Raw genomic sequence first — 20,321 nt, forward strand, 5'->3', positions numbered from 1 at the left:
TTTACGAATTTCAATCTAGAATGGCAGTCCCATGTTGCCGAAAGGATTTTTCTTCTTTCCTTTCTGGTTTGTCATCTGCTTCATCATCTTCTTCATCTCACCGAATTGTTTGAGGAGGCGGTTTACTTCCTGCAGGCTGCGGCCTGAACCCTTGGCGATCCTCTTCTTGCGGCTCGCATTGATGATTGCAGGGTTTTCACGCTCCTGCATGGTCATGGAGCGTATGATGGCCTGGACGTGATCGATTTCCTTGCCGCTCATCTGCATGCTGTCAAGGCCCTTTATCTTCTTGGCGCCAGGCATCATCTTAAGGAGCTCATCGAGGGGTCCAAGATTCTTCACCTGATCCATTTGATCCAGGAAATCATCCAACGTGAAGCTTTGATCCTTTATCTTTTTCTCAAGTGCCTTCTGATCTCCTTCATCGACGTTGGCCTGCGCCTTTTCAATGATGGATAATACGTCCCCCATGCCCAATATGCGCTGTGCCATGCGATCTGGGTGGAATGCTTCCAGACCATCCAGCTTTTCCGACATACCGACAAACTTGATCGGCTTCTCGGTGACCGAACGGATTGATAGGGCTGCACCACCCCGTGTGTCGCCATCCATCTTAGTCAGCGTGACACCTGTAATGTCGAGGAGATCATTGAACGACTCCGCGACATTGACTGCGTCCTGGCCCGTCATGGCATCCACTACAAGCATGATTTCATCGGGTTCTGCAATGCCTTTGATATCCTTCAATTCATTCATCAGGTTTTCATCGATATGGAGGCGTCCTGCAGTATCAATGATTACAGTGTCCAGATGCTCATCCTTCGCATGTGCCATCGCCTCGGTGACAATCTGCTGCGGTTTAACCTGATCACCCATCGAGAATACGGGTACATCAATCTGCTTGCCGACCGTCTCCAACTGATCGATCGCCGCCGGTCGGTAGATGTCGCCAGCTACCAGAAGCGGTTTCTTATTGAATTGTTTACGTAGGTGAAGGGCCAATTTACCGGCTGTTGTGGTTTTACCCGCACCCTGGAGGCCGACCATCATGATAACCGTCGGCGGCTTCTGGCTGAAGATGATCTTCTGGTTCTCGCCACCCATCAAGTCAGTCAACTCTTCCCTGACGATCTTGATGACCTGCTGACCCGGGGTCAGCGACTGCATAACGTCCGTGCCGAGCGCACGCTCCTTCACTTGATTGATGAATTGTTTGACGACTTTAAAGTTGACGTCAGCTTCCAAAAGGGCGAGGCGGACTTCACGCATCATCAGTTTGACGTCCGATTCCGAAACCTTCCCTTTGCTCTTGATGCGGTCCATAGTTGCCTGGAGCCTTTCCCCTAAACCTTCAAAAGCCATAATATCTCCTCCTAGTCGAGCGCCTCAAGCGTCTCGAGAATTCTTTTTACATCATGGGAGCGGTCCTCACCCAATATTTCGCCAAGTTCTTTTATCAGTGATTGCCTGGAGATGAAATTCCTGTACATCCCCAAGTTCTCTTCATAATGTTCAAGCAAGTCTTTCGACCGTTTCAAATTATCATAGACTGCCTGTCTTGTCACATCAAGTTCTTCTGCAATTTCACTGAAGGTGAAATCTTCCAGGTAATAAAGCTCTATATATTTTCTTTGTCTGCTGGTCAACAGCGTATGGTAGAAATCATAGAGATAGTTCATGCGCATGGTGCGTTCAAGTTCTTCAAGCACGTTCTTCATCATCCCCTTCGGCATTCGACACCATATCTGCAAACAAGCCGTAAACATAGTTCTCTGCATTGAATTCCTGCAGATCATCAAGCTGTTCACCGAGCCCGACGAACTTCACCGGAATGCCGAGCTCATTTTTGATGGCCAATACGATACCGCCTTTGGCTGTACCATCCAGTTTGGTCAGCACAATGCCAGAGACGTCTGTTACATCCTTGAAGGATTTGGCCTGGCTTAATGCATTCTGACCGGTCGTGGCATCAAGTACAAGTAAAGACTCGTGGGGTGCTTCGGGAACAACTTTCTGGATGACTTTCTTCATTTTCGAAAGTTCATTCATCAGATTCCCTTTATTTTGGAGGCGCCCTGCCGTATCGCAGATAAGGATATCAGTGCCCCGCTTCTTCGCAGCGTTGACCGCGTCAAACATGACAGCAGCCGGGTCGCTGCCTTCAGCCTGGCTGATCACATCGACATCCACCCGCTCTCCCCAGACTTTAAGCTGGTTGATTGCACCGGCCCGGAAAGTATCACCGGCTGCGAGCATTACATTTTTGCCTTCTTGCTTGTATTTATGTGCCAATTTGCCTATGCTCGTCGTTTTGCCGACACCATTCACACCAACAACGAGGATGACAGTCAAGCCTTCCTCCTGGATATTGACCGTCTCCGGCAGATTATCATTTCGCTCATAGATCTCCACCATTTTTTCAACAATCGTCTCACGCAGCTCCGAGGTGTCTGTGATGTTGTTCACCTTTGCAACATGACGCAGTTCATCCGTCAGTTCCATCACAGTATTGAACCCGACATCAGCCGAAATCAGAACTTCCTCCAACGCTTCAAAGAAATCCTCATCGACGGTACGGTAGCGGGCCATGAGTTCATTGATTTCACTTTGGAACTTTTCCCTGCTCTTTTCGAGGCCTACCTTAAATTTATAGCCTATCTGTTCCTGTTCCCATTCCTCGAATTCATCTATGCTTATCAGACCGTCATCAAGCGCTTCGGTCTGTGATTCGAGCGATTCATCCGAAAGATCCTTTACTTCATTGGACTTCGGTTGGAACTTGTCTTTCAGTCGTTTAAATAAGCTCACACCGTTTCTTCCTCTCTTATGTTTTCTTCATAATCCTTGAGATCTACGCTGATCAGTTGGCTGACGCCACGTTCCTGCATCGTCACCCCGAACAGCCGATCGCTCTCTTCCATTGTCCCTTTGCGGTGGGTGATTACAATGAATTGCGTCTCTTTTGCCAAGACTTTCAGATACTGTGCATAGCGCAGCACATTCGACTCATCAAGGGCAGCCTCCACTTCATCCAGTATGATGAACGGACTGGCCCGGACCTGTAGAATGCTGAACAGCAGGCTGATTGCAGTCAATGCCCGTTCTCCCCCTGACAGCAATGACAATGTCGACAATCTTTTGCCGGGAGGCTGGGCATATATCTCCACTCCGGATTCGAGGTAATCGTCTTCTATGGTCAACCTCAATTCGGCCTGGCCACCCCCGAACATCTTTTGGAACACTTCACCGAAACGGGCATTGATCTGATTGAACGTTTCCTTAAAGCGCACTGCCACTTCGCCATCCATTTCACGGATCACTTCAAGCAGCGTATCCCTTGCCTCGAGCAGATCTGCTTCCTGTGTCTTCAGGAACTGATAGCGTTCACCCACGCGCGCGTATTCCTCTATCGCTGCCAGATTGACCGGGCCGAGCTCATCGATGCTTTTCCTGTTCAAAGAAATCTTCATTCGTTTCTGATCGATATCCGTCAGATCCTGATGTGTTTCTTTAGCTCTATCATACGTTATTTTATACGTTTCCGACAGATATTCAATCTTTTGTTCCACCTGGATATCAAGCTTCTCTTTTTTTGTTTTATGGGCGTGGAAAGCCTCCTGCAGTTCATCGCGCATCGGCAGGAGTTCGCGTCTGTCTGACTCCAGTTCCTCATATTCCTTTCTGAGCGCATATAGGACTGATGATTTCTCTTCTGCGGAGTGGTTGAGCGCCTCGACTTCCTGTGAGAGGGCTATCCGTTCTTTCTCCAGACGCTCAATATCCATCTCATTCAGATCTTCACTGATCATTTTCTGCTGTTCCTTGACTTCATTGATCAGCGCGTTTATTTCTTCCTGCTCTTCTTCAAGGCGGGAAGTTTCATCTTGTGCATGCCTGAGGCGCTCCTTCACCGCTGCCAACTCCCGGCTGGTGGCGTGACCTTCGTCAGTCAGATGTTGAAGCGTTTCCTTCTTATCTTTATCCGATGCATTCATCTGCGCGATGCGGCGGTCGAGATGGTCGAGTGAAACCTCGATCTGGGCGATCCTCTCTTCCTTCTCTGCAGTATCTTCTGGTGCGCCGAGCCCTGAAAGTTCTTCCCTCAGGATCCTTATATTGTCCGCCCTCGCCTCAAGCTGATAGCCGAGCCTCAGGATGCTGCCATGATATTTGTCTTTTTCTGCAGCCAGCTGCTGGCTGGTCTGATCCAATTTATCTTTCTTCTCCATCTGACTCGTCAAGTCGTCAGCCAGCTGCTTCACCGTCGCCTCAATCTGTCGGGTTTTCATACGGTAGACTTCCAGGTTCTCCTTTGTTTCCTGCAGTTCCTGCTGGTTCTCGATGATTGAACCCTTGGCACTTTTGGCCCCCCCGGACATCGCTCCGCCCGGCATGATGGTATCGCCATCCAATGTGACGATCCGCAGCCTATGGTTGATTTCAGAAGCCAATGCAGTGGCATCATCGATTGTCTCCACGACAAGTGTCGTACCGAGCAGGTGACTCACAATATCCGCTATAGAGTCGTCGTGTTCGGCGATTTCTGACATGACGTGCACCTTGATGCTTGTGCGCTCCAGTATGCCACGAATATCCTTATGGAGATGCTTTTGACGGATCGTGGTCCTTGGCAGGAATGTAGCAAATCCGGCTTTGGCGGCCTTCAGTCTACTGATTGCTGCCTTGGCACTCTGCTCGTCGTGCGTGATGATGTTTTGGGCCTGTGCCCCGAGTGCCGTATCCAATGCCTTGACATATCGCTTGTCAGCTGAAAGCATCTCCCCAACAGCCCCTATGATGCCGTTCAACTGTGCCCTATTCTTCAATATGAACCGTGCACCCGGATAATATCCACGGTACTCATTATGCATGGCATTCAACATATCAACCTTCGACTTCTGCTGCTCGATATAATGTCTGGCAGTATCAAGCCTATTCTTCTCGTTGTCGTAGTCCGCTTCGAGCGCTTTCAATGCCTCTGATGCCGCCTGCAACGCTTTGTGGTTGGCATCCACCTTCTCCAGTATTTCTGCATGACGGGCTTTCTCCTCGGCATGCTGGATGCCTTCCGTCTCCTGGAGCTGCTCGAGTTCTACAACCCGCTCCTTTTTCTGGCGTATATTATCATCAAGCCTGCTCTTTTCGGATTCTGCCCGCCTGCATTCATTCTCAAGTGTCGTCTTTTCCACCATCAGATCATAGTATTCGTCCTTAAGCGTTTCGATTTCACCCGAATGATCCTCCAGAAGTTCTTTTTTATGTGTGGCGATTTCTTCTTGAGCCCTAGTCAACTCGTTGACTGCGGTCGAAAGTTCAGCAGCTTTCTTTAAGGTTTCGCGATGCTTTGAATCTATGGATGCAGCGCGTGCCTGATGGGTGGCGAGTCGTTTTGACAGTTCTTCACTCGTCTGTCCTTTAGTGTCCTTCCGTTCTTTATACAATTCAATCCGACCACTGGCCTGCTCCAATTTCTTTGTCAAATCAACCAGACGCCTGTTTAGCTCGGCGTTCTCCTCATCATGCCTATCACGTTGCCGGGCAATCTCGGTCATCCTTTTTTCCTTGTGCGCCAATCGGCTGTGCATTTCTTTGATTTTAGCTTCTGACGACTGGAGACCCATCGCCTCTTCATTAAGCATGGCCATAAGCGTCTCTACATCATAGACCGTCACTTCTATGTCACTGTTGCGCATCTCCTCTTTCAGCGCCAGATATTCCTCGGCAGTTGCACTCTCCTTCTCAAGCCTATGTACCCGGCCTTCGAGTTCATGGATGATGTCGTGCACCCGGTCGAGGTTATCTGCAGTTTCTTCAAGTCTTTTTTCGGATTCCTTTTTGCGCAATTTATATTTCATGACGCCTGCCGCTTCTTCAATGAGGCCTCTTCTCTGCTCCGGTTTAGCCTTCAAAACTTCATCCACTTCCCCCTGGGAAATGATATTATACGCATTTCGCCCCAAACCGGAATCAAGGAAAAGCTCATTTATTTCCTTGAGCCTGGTGCGTTCCTTATTGATGTAATACTCACTGTCGCCATTTCTGTATAGCTTGCGTGTAATGTGGACTTCATCCGCATCCATCTGCAAAGTGCGTGATGCATTATCCAACACAAGCCGGACATATGCATAATTCATCGCCTTGCGGTCTGTGGTGCCATTGAAGATTACATCTTCCATTTTGACACCTCTGATGGAACGTGCCGATTGTTCTCCAAGCACCCAGCGTATGGCATCGGTGATGTTGCTTTTGCCGCTGCCATTTGGACCGACCACAGCCGTAACCCCGGCATCAAAACTGATGTCCGCCTTATCGGCGAATGATTTGAATCCGTGCGCTTCCATCTTTTTCAAATAAACCATTAATCCTTCTCTCCATCATCAAAATTCTTAAGTGCATATTCAGCAGCTTTCTGCTCGGAGTCCTTTTTCGAACGCCCGCTTCCCTTGCCTATCATGATGCCGTCTGCAAAAACCGCAGTGACGAACCGCTTATCATGGCTCGGTCCGGTCGCTTCAATAAGGCGATACTCGACGCTTTGCTGACTTTTTTGATGCATCCGTTCCTGGAGCGCTGTCTTATAATCCATTACGGCATTATAATTGTCATCGCCTATTTCAGGGTATACATGTGCTTTTAGGAAACTGACGACTGAAGCTGTGCCCTGATCCAGATACAACGCCCCGAGGAAGGCCTCGAATGTATCGGAGACGATTGACGGCCGTTCCCTGCCACCCGTCTTCTCTTCACCTCTGCCAAGCAGTATGAGTGGCGCCATATCAAGTTTCGATGCAAATACTACAAGTGATGGTTCACATACGATATTGGCCCTCAGTTTTGTCAAATCGCCTTCCGGCAATTTTTCAAACCGGTTATAGATATAATCTGAAACCATCAATTCTAGTACGGCATCCCCTAAAAATTCGAGCCGTTCGTTGTTATGGATCTTGTCCAGTTGAAGGTCGTTTATATAGGAACTATGCATAAATGCCTGGATATACAGGCTTTCATCATCGACGGAAATGCCTGTCCGATCGATGAAATCTGTAAACTTCCTCCTGAAATCCTGAAGCCTCTGTCTGGCATGCGGATCTTTATTGATCCGTCTTTCTATTTCATTGAAATCCATCTGTTTACCTCCATTTAATTCATTCTAAAGGAATGAGATATTTAATAAAAGTTTTTATAACAAAAATAAAATCCACTTTGAAAGTGGATTTTAACATTATTTCGCTTCTAGTTTGTCGATGTAGTTGAGGGCGTCGCCTACCGTATTGATTTTCTCAGCTTCCTCGTCCGGGATTTCCATCTCGAACTCGTCCTCGAGCTCCATCACAAGCTCAGCGATATCCAGAGAGTCAGCACCGAGGTCATCTTTGAATGATGCATCCTTAGTCACTTTCTCCTCATCAATTCCCAATTTGTCGACGATGATGTCTTTTACTTTGTCGAAGTTTGCCATTATAATTCACCTCCCTCCAATATTATCACAGGGTTTACCCCATGTACATACCGCCATTTACATGGATTGTCTGGCCGGTAATATAGCGTGCTTTATCTGATGCCAGGAACATGACTGTTTCTGCAATATCCTCGGCATCCCCAAAGAATCTAAGCGGTATCTGTTCAAGCATCTTCCCTTTAACTTCATCGGACAATATATCAGTCATATCACTTTCGATGAAGCCCGGGGAAACAGAATTCACCGTGATGCCTTTTGGAGCGAGTTCCCGTGCGACGGATTTTGTGATGCCGTCTATCCCAGCCTTGGAGGCGACATAATTCGTCTGGCCCGCGTTTCCAATCGATCCGACGATGCTGGAGATATTGATGATTCTTCCACCTTTTTGGCGAATCATCGGACGTGAGACACTTTGGATGACGTTGAACGTGCCTTTTAGGTTTACATCAACGACTTTATCCCATTCGTCCTCTTTCATGCGCATGAGCAGATTGTCCTGGGTCACACCGGCATTGTTGACGACAAGGTCGATTGCCTTGTACCGGTCGGTGATGTCTTTGATCATCGCTTTGACTTCTTCATGGTCCTGGACCTGACATTGAATCGCCTCAGCTTGACCGCCTTCTGTTTTGATGGCTTCTACAACTGCTTCGGCCTTATCCTTCGATCCTGAATAATTCACGATTACATTGTAGCCGGCCTGCCCGAGCTTAAGTGCGATGCTTTTTCCGATGCCTCTTGACGCTCCTGTTACAAGTGCTGTTTTAGCCATTTTCTAACTCCTTTACATGTGCCATTGTATCAATATGTGAAACGCTGATCGAGCGGTCGATTTTCCTGACCAGACCACTCAAAACTTTTTTCGGGCCGACTTCCACCGCCTCACCGACACCCATCTCAGAAGCTGTCTGAATCGATTCGGTGAAGCGCACAGGATGGGTAAGCTGATCGATCAGTTGAGCGCGTATCGTCTCCGGATTCATCTCTGATGCTGCCGATACGTTTTGGATGACCGGTATGGTCGGCGTAGCAAACGGTATCTCTTTAATGAAGGAGGCGAATGCCTCCCGTGCATCTTCCATAAGATAGGAGTGGAATGCACCCGACACATTCAATTTCATAACGCGTCTTGCCCCATACGATTTGCCCTGTTCGACAAAATCATCAATCAAGCTTTCATCCCCCGAAATCACTATCTGGTCAGGCGCATTGATGTTTGCCGGCTGTATCTTCCTTTGATCATCCGACAATGAGTCGCACAATTCTTTTAAAGGGGCATACTCCATGCCGATCACTGCAGCCATGCCGCCTCCTTCGCTCTGCGCCATAAGCTCACCGCGCTTTGACACTATGGAAATTCCGTCCTTAACTGTGATGACCCCAGCATGTACAAGGGCAGGCAGCTCCCCGAGGCTGTGGCCGAGTACAACATCCCCTTTTAAGCCTGTAGCCGCAAGTACCGCAAGACTGTGGGCAAATAGTGCCGGTTGAGTATACTGTGTCATGTTGAGGCGCTCGTCTTCTTCGAACATTATCGACTTCAAATCAAAATCAACATTCAAAAAGACCTCATCCAGCAATGTCCGGCCTTCCGGTGACTGCTCATATATATCTTTCGCCATACCTGCGTACTGGGAGCCTTGCCCCGGGAATAAAATCATCTTCTTCATTCATTTCCCACCTTCTCTTTAATTTTGGCGATTGCATCGGATTCAGCCATTTTTTTTGCTTGACGGATTGCTGAGACGATTGCTTCTCCATCACTTGAACCATGCGCCTTCAGCACATTGCCATCGAGGCCGAGCAGCGGTGCTCCGCCATATTGCCTGTAATCCAGAAGCTCCCTGACGGATTGCACATCCTTCTTCAGGATAAGGGCAGCCAATTTGTTCTTGGCATTCTTGAGGAATGCATGCTTGACTTCCCCCATCAATGCCTTGGCAGTACCTTCAATCGTCTTCAGGATGATGTTGCCCGTAAATCCGTCGGTGACAGCGATATCGACGTCACCTGAGAAGATATCGCGTGTCTCAAAATTCCCTGTGAAGTTCAGGTTGCTTTCCTTGAGACGCTTGAAAGTCTCTTTGGTGAGCTCGCTTCCTTTGTTATCTTCACTGCCGTTGTTGACGAGGCCGATCCTTGGATTGCTGCGCCCTTCATTCTCGCGCATATACAAATCAGCCATCACTGCAAATTGATGGAGATGTTGGGGTTTATTATCGACGTTCGCCCCCATGTCCAACAGCATCATGCCATTCCTTTCGCCACCGGTCGTCGGCAGCAAAGTGCCGATGGCAGGCCGCTCAATCCCTTTGATGCGCCCCACCACGAACAGTCCCGCACTCATCAGGGCACCCGTGTTTCCTGCCGATACACATGCATCCGCTTCTTTATCCTTCACTGCTTTACACGCACGCACAAGGGAACTGTCCTTCTTACGGCGTACTGAGCGGACCGGGTCGTCATCCGATTCAATCTTCTGCGAGACCGGTATGAATGTCACCCTCGGATGGTTTCCCGAATAGGAGCCTTCAAGCCCGTACAGGAGAATTTCAAGGCTATCATCCGCTTCAACAGCTTTTAGTACGCCTTTCTCTATCTCTTTTGGAGCGTTGTCTCCGCCCATGAGATCCACCGCAATTCTAACCATCATATTCACCTTCACCTGTATAATACATTTCAAAACGTCCTTTAAAAACAAGGCGTTGTTCCACTTTGGATACTACTTGAATGGTGGCGATCCGGCCATCCATCTTCTCGACCACTGCCTTTGATATCACCTTATCACCCAGTTTGACGGGTCGTACAAAGTCGATATGGGCCGTTTTCGTCAATGCCAGCGGCTGATCTATGACAGCCACACATAAGGAGTTTGCCTGTGCAAACAGATAATGGCCGCGGGCGATCTTGTTCTTTTTGAAGACATGGCCTTCCTCTGCTATAAACAGGGACAAGGCATGATCATTCAATTCAATGTCTATGATTTCACCGATGACTTCCTGCAATGACAGGCTCCGTATCTTATCGGTCTCTTCCCGTGCTACGTGCTTGATGCGCTCGCGCACTTCCGGGATATCGAGTTCCAGGCGGTCGAGCCTTATGGTCTGGATGCTGACTTTGAATATTTCAGCCAGACGCTCATCAGTCAAAAACGGGTCTGAAGATACCCTCTCAAGTAACAGTTCCTGCCGTTCCGTCTTTTTGTATTTAACCATATTCAACCTCGTTTAGTAGTTGGTACTAGAATCAGTATATATAAGTGCTTTGTGGATTTCAAACACTTTGTGGGCCTTTCAAAAAAAAGCACTGTATGGTTTATACAGTGCAAGCTTCAATCTATTATTACAATTTTATTGGCCACATGTTTCCATATAGTGAATTGTCTGGAGCTTGAGTTTCGCGGCCGATCAGCGCAAGGCACCGACCGTCGCCCCCTTCGAATTCCATACGGAATGATACTCTACGAGCTCAGTTTTTCTGCGTACTCTATTGCACTTTGGCGTGCATGTTCAAGCACTCTGTAATCTTCCGCCAAATCTGCAACTTTGAATTGGGGCAGACCGCTTTGGCGCACACCAAAGTAATCACCAGGGCCACGCATATCAAGGTCACGTTCACTCAGTTCGAAGCCATCTGTCGTGCTGGTCATGATATCCATCCTGAGTTTTGCATTTTCTGTCTTCGGATCACTGATGAGTACACAGTAGCTCTGCTTATCGCTCCGACCGACCCGGCCTCTTAGTTGGTGGAGCGTCGAGAGTCCGAAACGTTCCGCATTGAAGATCACCATGAATGTCGCACTCGGGACGTTGATGCCCACTTCTATCACTGTCGTTGAAACCAGTATGGGTTTTTCGCCCGATTCAAACCGCGCCATGCCCTCTGCTTTTTCATCCGGTTTCATCCGGCCATGCACAAGTTCGACATCCTTTTCACCAAAACGGTTCTTGAACAGTTCGTGGATTTCCTGGACATTCTTCAAATCAAGCGTTTCAGATTCTTCTATCAGCGGTGCCACGATATAGGCACTGTGTCCTTTTTTGATTTCCTCTGAAAGTTGCTGAAGTACTTCATCGGTCTCTTCAAAGCGGCGCCAGTATGTCTGTACCGGTTTACGGCCCTTAGGCATCTGCCTGATGACTGAAATATCCATATCACCAAAAGTGGTTATGGACAGCGTCCTTGGTATGGGCGTTGCCGTCATGTACAGGACATTTTTTCTGAGTGCCTTATCATTCAGGCGTCTCCTCTGGTTGACCCCGAAGCGGTGCTGTTCGTCAGTGATGATCAGCGATAGGCTTTTGAATACGACATCGTCTTCTATCAGTGCATGGGTGCCGATGATCAGGTCTATTCCGCCTCGTGCCAATTCAATGAGTATCCGATCTTTTTCCTTACGTGATGTATTGCCTGTCAGTTTTTCGATATTGAGCTCTCCGGCGAATATTTCAAGGAAGGATTGATAATGCTGATTGGCCAGCACCTCAGTAGGCACCATCAATGCGGTCTGTTCCCCGATGGTTTTGACGGCATAGCTCGCCAAGCCCGCTACAATCGTCTTGCCGCTGCCCACGTCCCCCTGGAGGAGCCGGTGCATCGAGATGTTCTGCTTAAGGTCCCTACAAATTTCATTCACACTGCGCTTTTGATCTCCCGTCAGTTCAAAAGGCAAAGTAGCGATGAACGCCTTCAGGGCATTGATGTCATAGTCGATGATGTATTGTTCGTTGCGCACCCTTTCCCGGCGGCGCTTTTCCATAAGCTGCAGCTGGAATATAAAAAGTTCATAAAATTTTATGGTCCGCCTCGCTTCGTTGATGTCGTGCGGATTTTCGGGAAAATGCAGATGCCACAAAGCTTCCTTGATAGACATCAATCGATATTTCCGCCTATATTCCTCCGGCAGATCGTAGATGAACTCAGCATCTTCAAACACCTGGGCAACAATTCGGCTGAATGTCTTTGAATGCATGACCCCGCCGAGGGGATACTTTACGCGATAGCCGCCGGAAGGGTCGAAAATCATCCTCTGACCGTTTATTTCAAGCCTGTTCCTGTCGAATTTACCGGTGAAATTGACGGTTTCTCCAACGGTCAGTTTGTCCTTCAAATAAGGTTGATTGAAGAAGATCACTTTTATATTCAAGCCATCAATTTCGACAAAGACAGTCAGGCGGCTTTTCCCCCGCCGAAAAAAAGAGATGGTGGGTTCAGTCCTGACCCTCCCTGAAACGGTCACTTTATCATTATGCTTGGCATCGTTGAGGTTCATCACTGCGAGATTCTCATAGCCACTCGGCAGATGGAACAGGATGGTGTCTGAATCAGTCAGTTCCAGTTCATTGAGCTTCTCATTCAACTTCGGTCCGACACCTTTGAGCTTTTCAACCGGCCGCGAGGATTTTGACACCCGGTAGAGCTGCATCATTACTGGCCACCGAAAATCTCAGCTTTTAGCCGCTCTCCAGTCGGCGTACCGGCAAGTCCGCCACGCCCCGTTTCACGAAGTGCAGAAGGCATGGTGAGCCCTATTTTATACATTGCTTCCACCACTTCATCAGCAGGTATTCTGGATTCGATGCCGGCAAGCGACATATCCGCCGCCGTCAGAGCATTGCTGGCTCCGGCTGCGTTCCTTTTGACGCAAGGCACTTCCACCAACCCTGCCACCGGATCGCATACAAGACCAAGCATGTTCTTCAGGGCGATCGCAAAACCGTGCCCGCTCATCTCAGGCGTGCCCCCTGCCATTTCGACAAGGGCGGCCGCTGCCATGGCACTCGCACTGCCCACTTCTGCCTGGCACCCCCCTGCAGCTCCGGAGATGCTCGCGTTATTCGCTACAACAAAACCGAAGGCACCTGAAGTGAACAGGAATCTGACCATCTCTTCGCGCGAAACATCATGCTTTTCCTTCATCGCAAACAGGACGCCTGGTACGACACCGGCAGAGCCGGCGGTCGGTGTAGCGCATATTTTACCCATCGCAGCATTCACTTCATTTGTGCTCACGGCGTGGGCGATGGCGTACAGAGTAAGATCTCCGCTCAAGCCTTTGCCGCTGTCGATGTATTTCTTCATCTTTACAGCATCCATGCCGGTCAGGCCTGTAGTGCTGGTTACGCCGTCAAATCCTTCTTCAACGGCATTCTCCATCACTTCAAGATTGCGTTCCATATCTTTATAGACGTCAAGATAGGAACGTCCCGTCGCTTCCATTTCCTGTTCGATCATAATGTCGGCGATGGCTTTGTTTTCGGCAGTTGCTTTATCTATCAGTTCCTCTATCGTCCTAAACATATTCGTCCCCCCTAGCTTTCTTTCATTTCAATTACTCGATCGACACCTTCTGCCGCAGCTACTTCGTCAATGACCTCCTGGCTGATCTTTTCATCAAGCTCTATCGTCATCAGTGCAATATCCCCTTTTTCCTTGCGCGCGACATTCATCTGGCTGACGTTGATCTGATGGCCTCCGAGAATTGTCGTGACTCTGGCGATGGTCCCGAAGGTATCCTTATGGAAAACCAGCAGGGCCGGGTAATTGCCGGATAGACTGATTGGGTAGTCGTTGATGCTGACCACTTCAATCTTGCCGCCACCTATCGATATCCCCTCAACCGTCAGTCTGTCTGAGCCCTTGACCAGGTGCAGCAATGCAGTATTCGGATGGGAGCGTTCCTCTTCCATTTCGATGAACTGTATATGCATACCCGCTTCATCTGCATGATCTTTAGCGGTGATGATGCGGTCATCATCGGTATCAAACCCAAGCAGTCCGCCAATCAATGCAACATCCGTACCATGTCCCCTGTAAGTATCCTTAAAGGATCCATACAGATAGATATCCGCATGATCCGGCTGTTCTCCAAAAAGACTGCGTGCGAGCAAACCAATCCGTGCTGCTCCTGCCGTGTGTGAAGAAGACGGCCCGACCATTACCGGTCCGATGATGTCAAAAACACTTTTATACTTCATTCGATCCCCTCCATAAAAAAATCCATCGGTCCAGGCGAACCGATGGGGTCTCATGACTATTCTACAGAAAGTAGATAACTGTACACCGGTTGATGTCCTTCGTGGACTTCAAATTCCACTTCGTCATGTTCTGCTTCAACTGCTTCAATGATGCGGTTTACTTCATCCTGATCTCCTTCGTCGCCGATCAGTACAGTGACGATTTCAGACTCATCATCAATCATCGATTCAAGCAGCTGCTTCAATGCCGCTTCCCTGGAATCATCTGCGCCGGTTATCTTGCCATTGTTGATGCCCATGTGCTGATTTTTTTTGATGTCGACGCCGTCTATCTTGGTGTCGCGCACTGCATATGTGACCTGTCCTGTCTTGACGTGCTCAAGTGCTTCCTTCATTGCAGTAGTGTTGTCTTCCAATCCAGCATCCGGGGAATACATCAGCAGGCTCGCCAACCCTTCAGGTATCGATGTACTCGGTACTACGGCAGCCGGGATATCAAGTAGATCACGTGCCTGCTCAGCTGCCATGATGATGTTTTTATTATTGGGCAGGATGATGACATTTTTGACATCCTCCCCTTCTATCGTCTTCAGGATATCCTCCGTAGCGGGATTCATCGTCTGGCCGCCGTTTATGATATGCGTCGCACCGATGCTCCTGAACAATTCATTGATGCCCTCTCCGGATGAAACGGTTATGATTGCTGTTTCATAAGTTTGCTTGTCCTTCGTCTCGGTTTTGGCCGGACCTTTCTTGTCCTGTATCTCCCTGAACTGTTCACGCATGTTCTCAATCTTCATCTTGATCAGTTCACCATACTCGGCGCCATAAGTCATCGCTTTGCCGGGTGTTTCAGTATGGACGTGGACTTTGACGATCTCATCGTCTGATATGACAAGCAAAGAGTCGCCGAATTCACTCATCTCATCGCGGAACGCATCTTCGTTGAACTCACGGCCCTTCTCATCGAAGCGCACCATGAATTCGGTGCAGAAGCCATACTCGATGTCGTCTGCCGTCATGAACTGATCGAACTCGTGATGATCATCAACGAAATCCTTCATATTTTTCTGCTCATCCTTGGCTTCAACCTTTTCGCCCTTCAATGCAGAAAGAAAGCCTTCATATACATATAATAACCCCTGTCCGCCGGAATCTACGACGCCCACTTCCTTAAGCACCGGCAACAGGTCCGGTGTCCTGTCCAATGATGCTTTCGCTTCTTTGATGACGCCCTCCATCAAAGAGGTGAGTGACGTTTCTGTTTCAGCCAATTCCTCAGCCTTTGCGGCAGAATCTTTAGCGACTGTCAGGATGGTGCCTTCGACAGGCTTCATGACTGCTTTATAGGCAGTACGTACACCGGCGTTGAGCGCAGCTGTAAAAGTGGCGGCATCTATCTCCTCCTCATCCTCTATGGATTTGGAAAACCCACGGAAGAGCTGGGAGAGTATTACGCCAGAATTCCCCCGCGCACCCATCAGCAGGCCTTTGGAAAAATATTTGCCGATATCTCCGATATGGCTTTCACTTTTATCTTCCACTTCATTGGCTCCTGAAGTCATCGATAAATTCATATTGGTGCCCGTATCACCGTCCGGAACCGGGAAGACGTTCAATGAATCCACATACTCGGCGTGCTGCCGCAAGTTCTCAGCCCCACTTAAAATCATATTTTTAAACATTACACCATCTATCTTATCCATTGCTTAGTAAATCCTCCCTGATCAGTCCTCAGTATTGATGATTCTGACACCTTGAACATGAATGTTAACTGACTTTATGTTCAACCCAAGTGTCTTTTCGAGCTTATATTTGACGGTCGATTGCAGATTCGTCGCCACCTCTGAAATCTTGACGCCGTAGCTGACGATTATATATAGATCGATATCCACTTCGCCTTCATTGTTTTCCACGATGACACCGCGCGAATAGTTCTCTTTGCCGAGGAGTTCGGCAAAGCCGTCACGCACCTGGTGCTTAGAAGCCATACCGACGACACCGTAGCTTTCCACCACTGCACCGCCTGCAATATTCGCAATCACGTCCATGGCGATATCAATACTGCCCATTTCATTTTTTATTTCAAGAGTCATTGTCTTTCCTCCTCATACATCATTTAATTATAAGCGGAAACCGCATATAAATACAAGTATGCCTATAACACCATAGTGCCGGCCGCCTAGCGTACCCTCGGAATATCGCTTGTAAAATCTTTTCTTATCATGTATTATATTATAGTATGCAAATAAAGCTATAATCAATATTTATGGTAATCTTTATAAAGGGAGATGACAATATGTCTAAAGAATGCTACTTCACTGGCCGTAAAGCAAGCACAGGCAACAACCGTTCACACGCTATGAACGCCAACAAAAGGACTTTCGGCGCCAACCTGCAAAAAGTAAGGGTACTCGTCGACGGCAAGCCTAAAAGAGTCTGGGCATCAGCCCGCGCACTCAAATCCGGCAAAGTCCAGCGCGTATAATCTTGACAATATTGAATCCATCCGATCTGATCGGATGGATTTTTTATTTAGAATATGTTGACGAGATAAACCATCAGCATCGCTGTAAATATTGCCGGTATCATATTGCCCACCCTCATTTTAGTGATGTTTAGCATATTTAAGGCAATCGCAAGAAGTATTACGCCACCCGTACTCGTCACCTGCTGGATCATCTGATCGAGGATGAAGTCCGGTATGAACTTGGCTATCTGCTGGGCAGAAAGTATGATGCCGGATTCATAAAAGAATGTCGGCACGCCTGAGATGATGACACCGAGGCCATAGGTGGTCGTCATGACTATTGCGATGAAGAAGTCCATGATCGATTTTGTGATCAGTACTTCGTTGGAGCCCCTGAGCCCTGCATCCAATCCTCCGACAATTGCCATAGCCCCTACAATGAAGACCAGAGTACCGGAGACGAAACCTTGTGACAGGTTACCGGCATGTTTGTCGCCAAGCTTGATTTCCATCCAATGGCCGAAGCGGTTCAGCATCTCTTCAAGACGGATGACTTCTCCGATGACCACCCCAACAATCAGGCTGAGTAATGTTATGATGATATCATCAGCCTGGACGACCATCTGGATCCCCAGGGTCAGAATGATCAATGCCTGTATCTTCATTATGGAATCCTTTATGGGAGCCGGAATGAATGTAAATATCAAACCCAGCAATCCACCGACTATGATTGCCATACCATTTGTGAATGCACCTGCTAAAATCATCCTGTCCCTCCTTTAACGGTCATCTCTGGATTGTATCATAATTATTGTAGCATCCGTATGCACCGAAGCATATTCCTCCTTAAATTCGTTGCTTATCGTCAATGTCCGGCCAACTTCAAGTTCGGCTTCGTCCAAATCATATTCGAACCCCTCCAAGCTCAAGTTCCCACCTGCAGCCAATGGCAGAAAGGAGACATAGCGCATGCCTTCAGCTTTTGCTACCGTGTGCTGGCCTGCCGGGAGCAGCTGCATGATGTTCTGGTGATCAATGAGCCTGATGTTCGCCTTGCTGAAACTGCTGTGCGTCAACAGAAAGATGTTGGCAAGAGTATGGTCGAGCCGGCCACCCGTCGCCCCGTATACATCTATGCTCAAGTAGCCTTTTGCCACAAGATCTTTCAGGCATATCTCCAAATCCGTATCGTCTTTGCGCGTCGGCACAGGTGTCACCGCCATATGTCTGGTGATGAACGTCCATTCTCCATCATCTACAGAATCGAAATCCCCATAAGTATACTTCGGGTGGATGCCTTCCCTAAGCAGAAGATATGCACCGCGATCCACCCCGGCCCATTCGCCGGGCCTGATGGCTTCCATGATGCCCTTTTTAGATTCACGGACTAACACGTTGATATGCATGTCATCATCCTCTCAACCGGCTGATTGCTGCGGCAGGGTCCTCTGCTTTGAACAGATGGGAACCGCTGACGAACAGGTTCGCGCCCTCATCTCTGCATATAGCTGCCGTTTCATCATTTATGCCGCCATCGACTTCGATGTCAAATTGGTAGTTATGCGCTTTCCTCATCCCATCAAGTTCGGTGATCTTACCCACACACTGGCTGATGAATTCCTGTCCGCCAAAGCCTGGATTCACTGTCATGATGAGGACGAAATCAAGATCTGGCAGCAGGTATTCAAGCTCAGACACGGCACTATGTGGATTTAGCGCGATACCCGCCTTCATGCCATTTTGCTGGATCTTTTGGATCAGTCGGTGCGGATGATGTGTCGCTTCAACATGAAAAGACACCATAGCGACGCCCATCCGCTTCAGTTCTTCTATGAACTGGTCGGGCTGAAGGGTCATCAGATGCACATCGATCGGTATGTTGGAGACCTTACTGATGGCTTCAATCACAGGCAGTCCATATGATATGTTCGGCACAAACTGGCCGTCCATGACATCAAGATGGAACATATCGGCACCAGCTGCCTCCATCCTCCCGATATCGCGTCCTAGATTCGCAAAATCCCCGGCAAGCAGGGAAGGTAATATTTTATCCATTCAATATCTTACCTTTCTGTTTTCAATTTCATGATAAATCGTTACATAACTGTCATAGCGCGTCTTGGCCAGCATTTCGTTCGCCACGGCTTCCTTGACACCGCACTTAGGTTCCTTGATGTGCTGACACTCCCTGAATTTGCATTTTTCACTGTGTACATTGAAATCCGGAAAACAGAACTTGAGATTGTATTTATCGAGACCTGTGAATTCTATCGTGCTGAATCCTGGGGTATCTGCAATCTTGCCGCCGGCAATATCCATCAGCTCCACATGCCGCGTCGTATGTTTTCCACGATTTAAAGCGTTGGAGATTTCTGCAGTCTCAAGATCGAGTGCTGGCAGGAATGTATTCAGTAGAGTCGATTTCCCCACCCCGGACTGACCAGCCAAGACACTGATCTTATCCTCGAAGATCATTTCCAGATCCCGGGCGATGGAGCCCCGGTCGGTGAAATGGACCGGATAAATACCGCTATAGACCGATTTCAACGCTTCAGCATCGAAATCGTCATCAGCCAGGTCCATCTTGGTGATGATGACGACTGGCTCCATATCATGCGCTTCTGCGTAAGCAAGGAATCGGTCCAGAAGATAATAGTTGAATTCAGGGGATTTCATGCTCATTGTGATCAACAGCTGATCGATATTGGCGACTGGTGGCCGCGCAAGTGAGTTTTTGCGGGGATCTATCGCCGTTATATACCCTTCCATATCATTCTCCACCTGAAATGTCACAATATCGCCGACAAGGGGGGACTCCTTAGTTTTTCTAAACAGACCCCTCGCCCTTGTTGCGTATATACTCCCTTCAGCCTCTACATAGTAGAATCCGCTCAATGCTTTGATTATTCTTCCTTTAAGCATACGTCACCCCTGATTGATTTTACTTTATTATAACAGTTACCCTCTTTATGATAAAATATCACTAGCACCATAAAAGGAGGTACTACCATGTCAGAGTCAATTGAGGCTAGTGAACTGCAAGATGTAATCCAAGGTGAGGATAAAGTCCTGATCGATGTCAGGGAAAAGAATGAACTGGAAGAGACAGGCTTCGTGCCTGGTGCCGAACATTATCCGATGTCGGACTTCGAGAACGCCATTTCATCCCTCGATAAAGACAAGACGTATTATGTAATGTGCAGATCCGGCAAGAGAAGTGAGAAAGTACAGCACCATTTACTTGATAACGGCTACAAAGCGTTGAATGTCGAAGGCGGCATACTGGCTTATGACGGCCCACTCGATACATTCTAGCTATATGCACGAAGGAGTCTGTCCCGACCCGGGAGAGACTCCTTTTTCATTGCGCCACCATTTCTTGGTACAGGCAGGACCTAATGACAATTTGCCCATA

Annotated in this window: 21 protein-coding genes; 2 read left to right on the forward strand and 19 right to left on the reverse strand. The window is 48.3% G+C overall.

All coding sequences use genetic code 11. From position 1 onward, the window contains the following. Positions 1 to 15: 15 nt before the first annotated feature. The 15 genes from ffh to ACFFLE_RS09970 all read right to left on the reverse strand — a co-directional run bounded on the left by ffh (position 16) and on the right by ACFFLE_RS09970 (position 16,532). Entirely contained in the window at positions 16 to 1,362 is a 1,347-nt protein-coding gene (gene ffh, locus ACFFLE_RS09900; protein ID WP_380570929.1) for a signal recognition particle protein, read from the reverse strand. 11 nt (positions 1,363 to 1,373) lie between these two features. Next, on the reverse strand, positions 1,374 to 1,685 hold the full coding sequence (locus ACFFLE_RS09905; protein WP_380572121.1) for a putative DNA-binding protein: 312 nt from the start codon (positions 1,683 to 1,685) through the stop codon (positions 1,374 to 1,376). Positions 1,686 to 1,701: 16 nt separating this feature from the next. Continuing rightward, the gene (gene ftsY, locus ACFFLE_RS09910; RefSeq protein ID WP_380570930.1) at positions 1,702 to 2,808 is read right to left on the reverse strand and encodes a signal recognition particle-docking protein FtsY; all 1,107 of its coding nucleotides are present in this window, start codon (positions 2,806 to 2,808) and stop codon (positions 1,702 to 1,704) included. After that, positions 2,805 to 6,359: a chromosome segregation protein SMC gene (smc, locus tag ACFFLE_RS09915; RefSeq protein WP_380570931.1), complete on the reverse strand. Its 3,555-nt coding sequence runs from the start codon at positions 6,357 to 6,359 to the stop codon at positions 2,805 to 2,807. Before smc ends, ftsY begins: the two co-directional genes overlap by 4 nt. Beyond that, positions 6,359 to 7,126, reverse strand: coding sequence for a ribonuclease III (gene rnc / locus ACFFLE_RS09920; protein ID WP_380570934.1), 768 nt, complete (start codon positions 7,124 to 7,126; stop codon positions 6,359 to 6,361). The genes smc and rnc overlap by 1 nt, the downstream gene beginning before the upstream one ends. Before the next feature lie 96 nt (positions 7,127 to 7,222). Then, the gene (locus ACFFLE_RS09925) at positions 7,223 to 7,459 is read right to left on the reverse strand and encodes an acyl carrier protein (RefSeq protein WP_344701344.1); all 237 of its coding nucleotides are present in this window, start codon (positions 7,457 to 7,459) and stop codon (positions 7,223 to 7,225) included. Between the two features lie 34 nt (positions 7,460 to 7,493). Further along, positions 7,494 to 8,231: a 3-oxoacyl-[acyl-carrier-protein] reductase gene (fabG, locus tag ACFFLE_RS09930; RefSeq protein ID WP_380571159.1), complete on the reverse strand. Its 738-nt coding sequence runs from the start codon at positions 8,229 to 8,231 to the stop codon at positions 7,494 to 7,496. Beyond that, positions 8,224 to 9,129, reverse strand: a complete 906-nt coding sequence (fabD, locus tag ACFFLE_RS09935) for an ACP S-malonyltransferase (protein ID WP_380571315.1) — start codon at positions 9,127 to 9,129, stop codon at positions 8,224 to 8,226. The genes fabG and fabD overlap by 8 nt, the downstream gene beginning before the upstream one ends. After that, positions 9,126 to 10,109, reverse strand: a complete 984-nt coding sequence (gene plsX, locus ACFFLE_RS09940; protein WP_380572123.1) for a phosphate acyltransferase PlsX — start codon at positions 10,107 to 10,109, stop codon at positions 9,126 to 9,128. The genes fabD and plsX overlap by 4 nt, the downstream gene beginning before the upstream one ends. Continuing rightward, the gene (gene fapR / locus ACFFLE_RS09945; RefSeq protein ID WP_380571404.1) at positions 10,102 to 10,674 is read right to left on the reverse strand and encodes a transcription factor FapR; all 573 of its coding nucleotides are present in this window, start codon (positions 10,672 to 10,674) and stop codon (positions 10,102 to 10,104) included. The genes plsX and fapR overlap by 8 nt, the downstream gene beginning before the upstream one ends. Positions 10,675 to 10,919: 245 nt before the next feature. Beyond that, a complete protein-coding gene (gene recG / locus ACFFLE_RS09950; RefSeq protein WP_380571406.1) occupies positions 10,920 to 12,887 on the reverse strand; it encodes an ATP-dependent DNA helicase RecG in 1,968 nt (655 codons plus the stop codon). Then, complete coding sequence (sdaAA, locus tag ACFFLE_RS09955) at positions 12,887 to 13,759, reverse strand: L-serine ammonia-lyase, iron-sulfur-dependent, subunit alpha (RefSeq protein WP_380571532.1); 873 nt, start codon at positions 13,757 to 13,759, stop codon at positions 12,887 to 12,889. The genes recG and sdaAA overlap by 1 nt, the downstream gene beginning before the upstream one ends. Positions 13,760 to 13,770: 11 nt before the next feature. Beyond that, on the reverse strand, positions 13,771 to 14,436 hold the full coding sequence (sdaAB, locus tag ACFFLE_RS09960; protein ID WP_380571560.1) for an L-serine ammonia-lyase, iron-sulfur-dependent subunit beta: 666 nt from the start codon (positions 14,434 to 14,436) through the stop codon (positions 13,771 to 13,773). A 56-nt stretch (positions 14,437 to 14,492) separates the two neighbouring features. Next, positions 14,493 to 16,142, reverse strand: coding sequence for a fatty acid kinase ATP-binding subunit FakA (fakA, locus tag ACFFLE_RS09965; RefSeq protein ID WP_380571562.1), 1,650 nt, complete (start codon positions 16,140 to 16,142; stop codon positions 14,493 to 14,495). A gap of 21 nt (positions 16,143 to 16,163) precedes the next feature. Then, a complete protein-coding gene (locus ACFFLE_RS09970) occupies positions 16,164 to 16,532 on the reverse strand; it encodes an Asp23/Gls24 family envelope stress response protein (RefSeq protein ID WP_344701328.1) in 369 nt (122 codons plus the stop codon). A 203-nt stretch (positions 16,533 to 16,735) separates the two neighbouring features. On the opposite strand from ACFFLE_RS09970, the gene rpmB reads away from it, so the two are divergent. After that, the gene (rpmB, locus tag ACFFLE_RS09975) at positions 16,736 to 16,924 is read left to right on the forward strand and encodes a 50S ribosomal protein L28 (protein WP_344701326.1); all 189 of its coding nucleotides are present in this window, start codon (positions 16,736 to 16,738) and stop codon (positions 16,922 to 16,924) included. Between the two features lie 47 nt (positions 16,925 to 16,971). Here rpmB and ACFFLE_RS09980 read toward each other — a convergent pair whose 3' ends face one another. The 4 genes from ACFFLE_RS09980 to rsgA are packed head-to-tail and all read right to left on the reverse strand — an operon-like array spanning position 16,972 to position 19,828. Beyond that, positions 16,972 to 17,673, reverse strand: a complete 702-nt coding sequence (locus ACFFLE_RS09980) for a DUF554 domain-containing protein (RefSeq protein ID WP_380571622.1) — start codon at positions 17,671 to 17,673, stop codon at positions 16,972 to 16,974. Between the two features lie 12 nt (positions 17,674 to 17,685). Further along, entirely contained in the window at positions 17,686 to 18,312 is a 627-nt protein-coding gene (locus ACFFLE_RS09985; protein ID WP_380571624.1) for a thiamine diphosphokinase, read from the reverse strand. A gap of 4 nt (positions 18,313 to 18,316) precedes the next feature. Continuing rightward, the gene (rpe, locus tag ACFFLE_RS09990) at positions 18,317 to 18,961 is read right to left on the reverse strand and encodes a ribulose-phosphate 3-epimerase (RefSeq protein ID WP_380571626.1); all 645 of its coding nucleotides are present in this window, start codon (positions 18,959 to 18,961) and stop codon (positions 18,317 to 18,319) included. Next, on the reverse strand, positions 18,962 to 19,828 hold the full coding sequence (rsgA, locus tag ACFFLE_RS09995; RefSeq protein WP_380571628.1) for a ribosome small subunit-dependent GTPase A: 867 nt from the start codon (positions 19,826 to 19,828) through the stop codon (positions 18,962 to 18,964). An 87-nt stretch (positions 19,829 to 19,915) separates the two neighbouring features. Here rsgA and ACFFLE_RS10000 point away from each other — a divergent pair, with 87 nt between their 5' ends. Beyond that, positions 19,916 to 20,221: a rhodanese-like domain-containing protein gene (locus ACFFLE_RS10000; RefSeq protein ID WP_380571631.1), complete on the forward strand. Its 306-nt coding sequence runs from the start codon at positions 19,916 to 19,918 to the stop codon at positions 20,219 to 20,221. Positions 20,222 to 20,321 lie beyond the last annotated feature (100 nt).

It is taken from the genome of Salinicoccus siamensis, from assembly GCF_042429615.1.
In the GTDB taxonomy this organism is placed as follows: Bacteria; Bacillota; Bacilli; order Staphylococcales; family Salinicoccaceae; genus Salinicoccus; species Salinicoccus siamensis.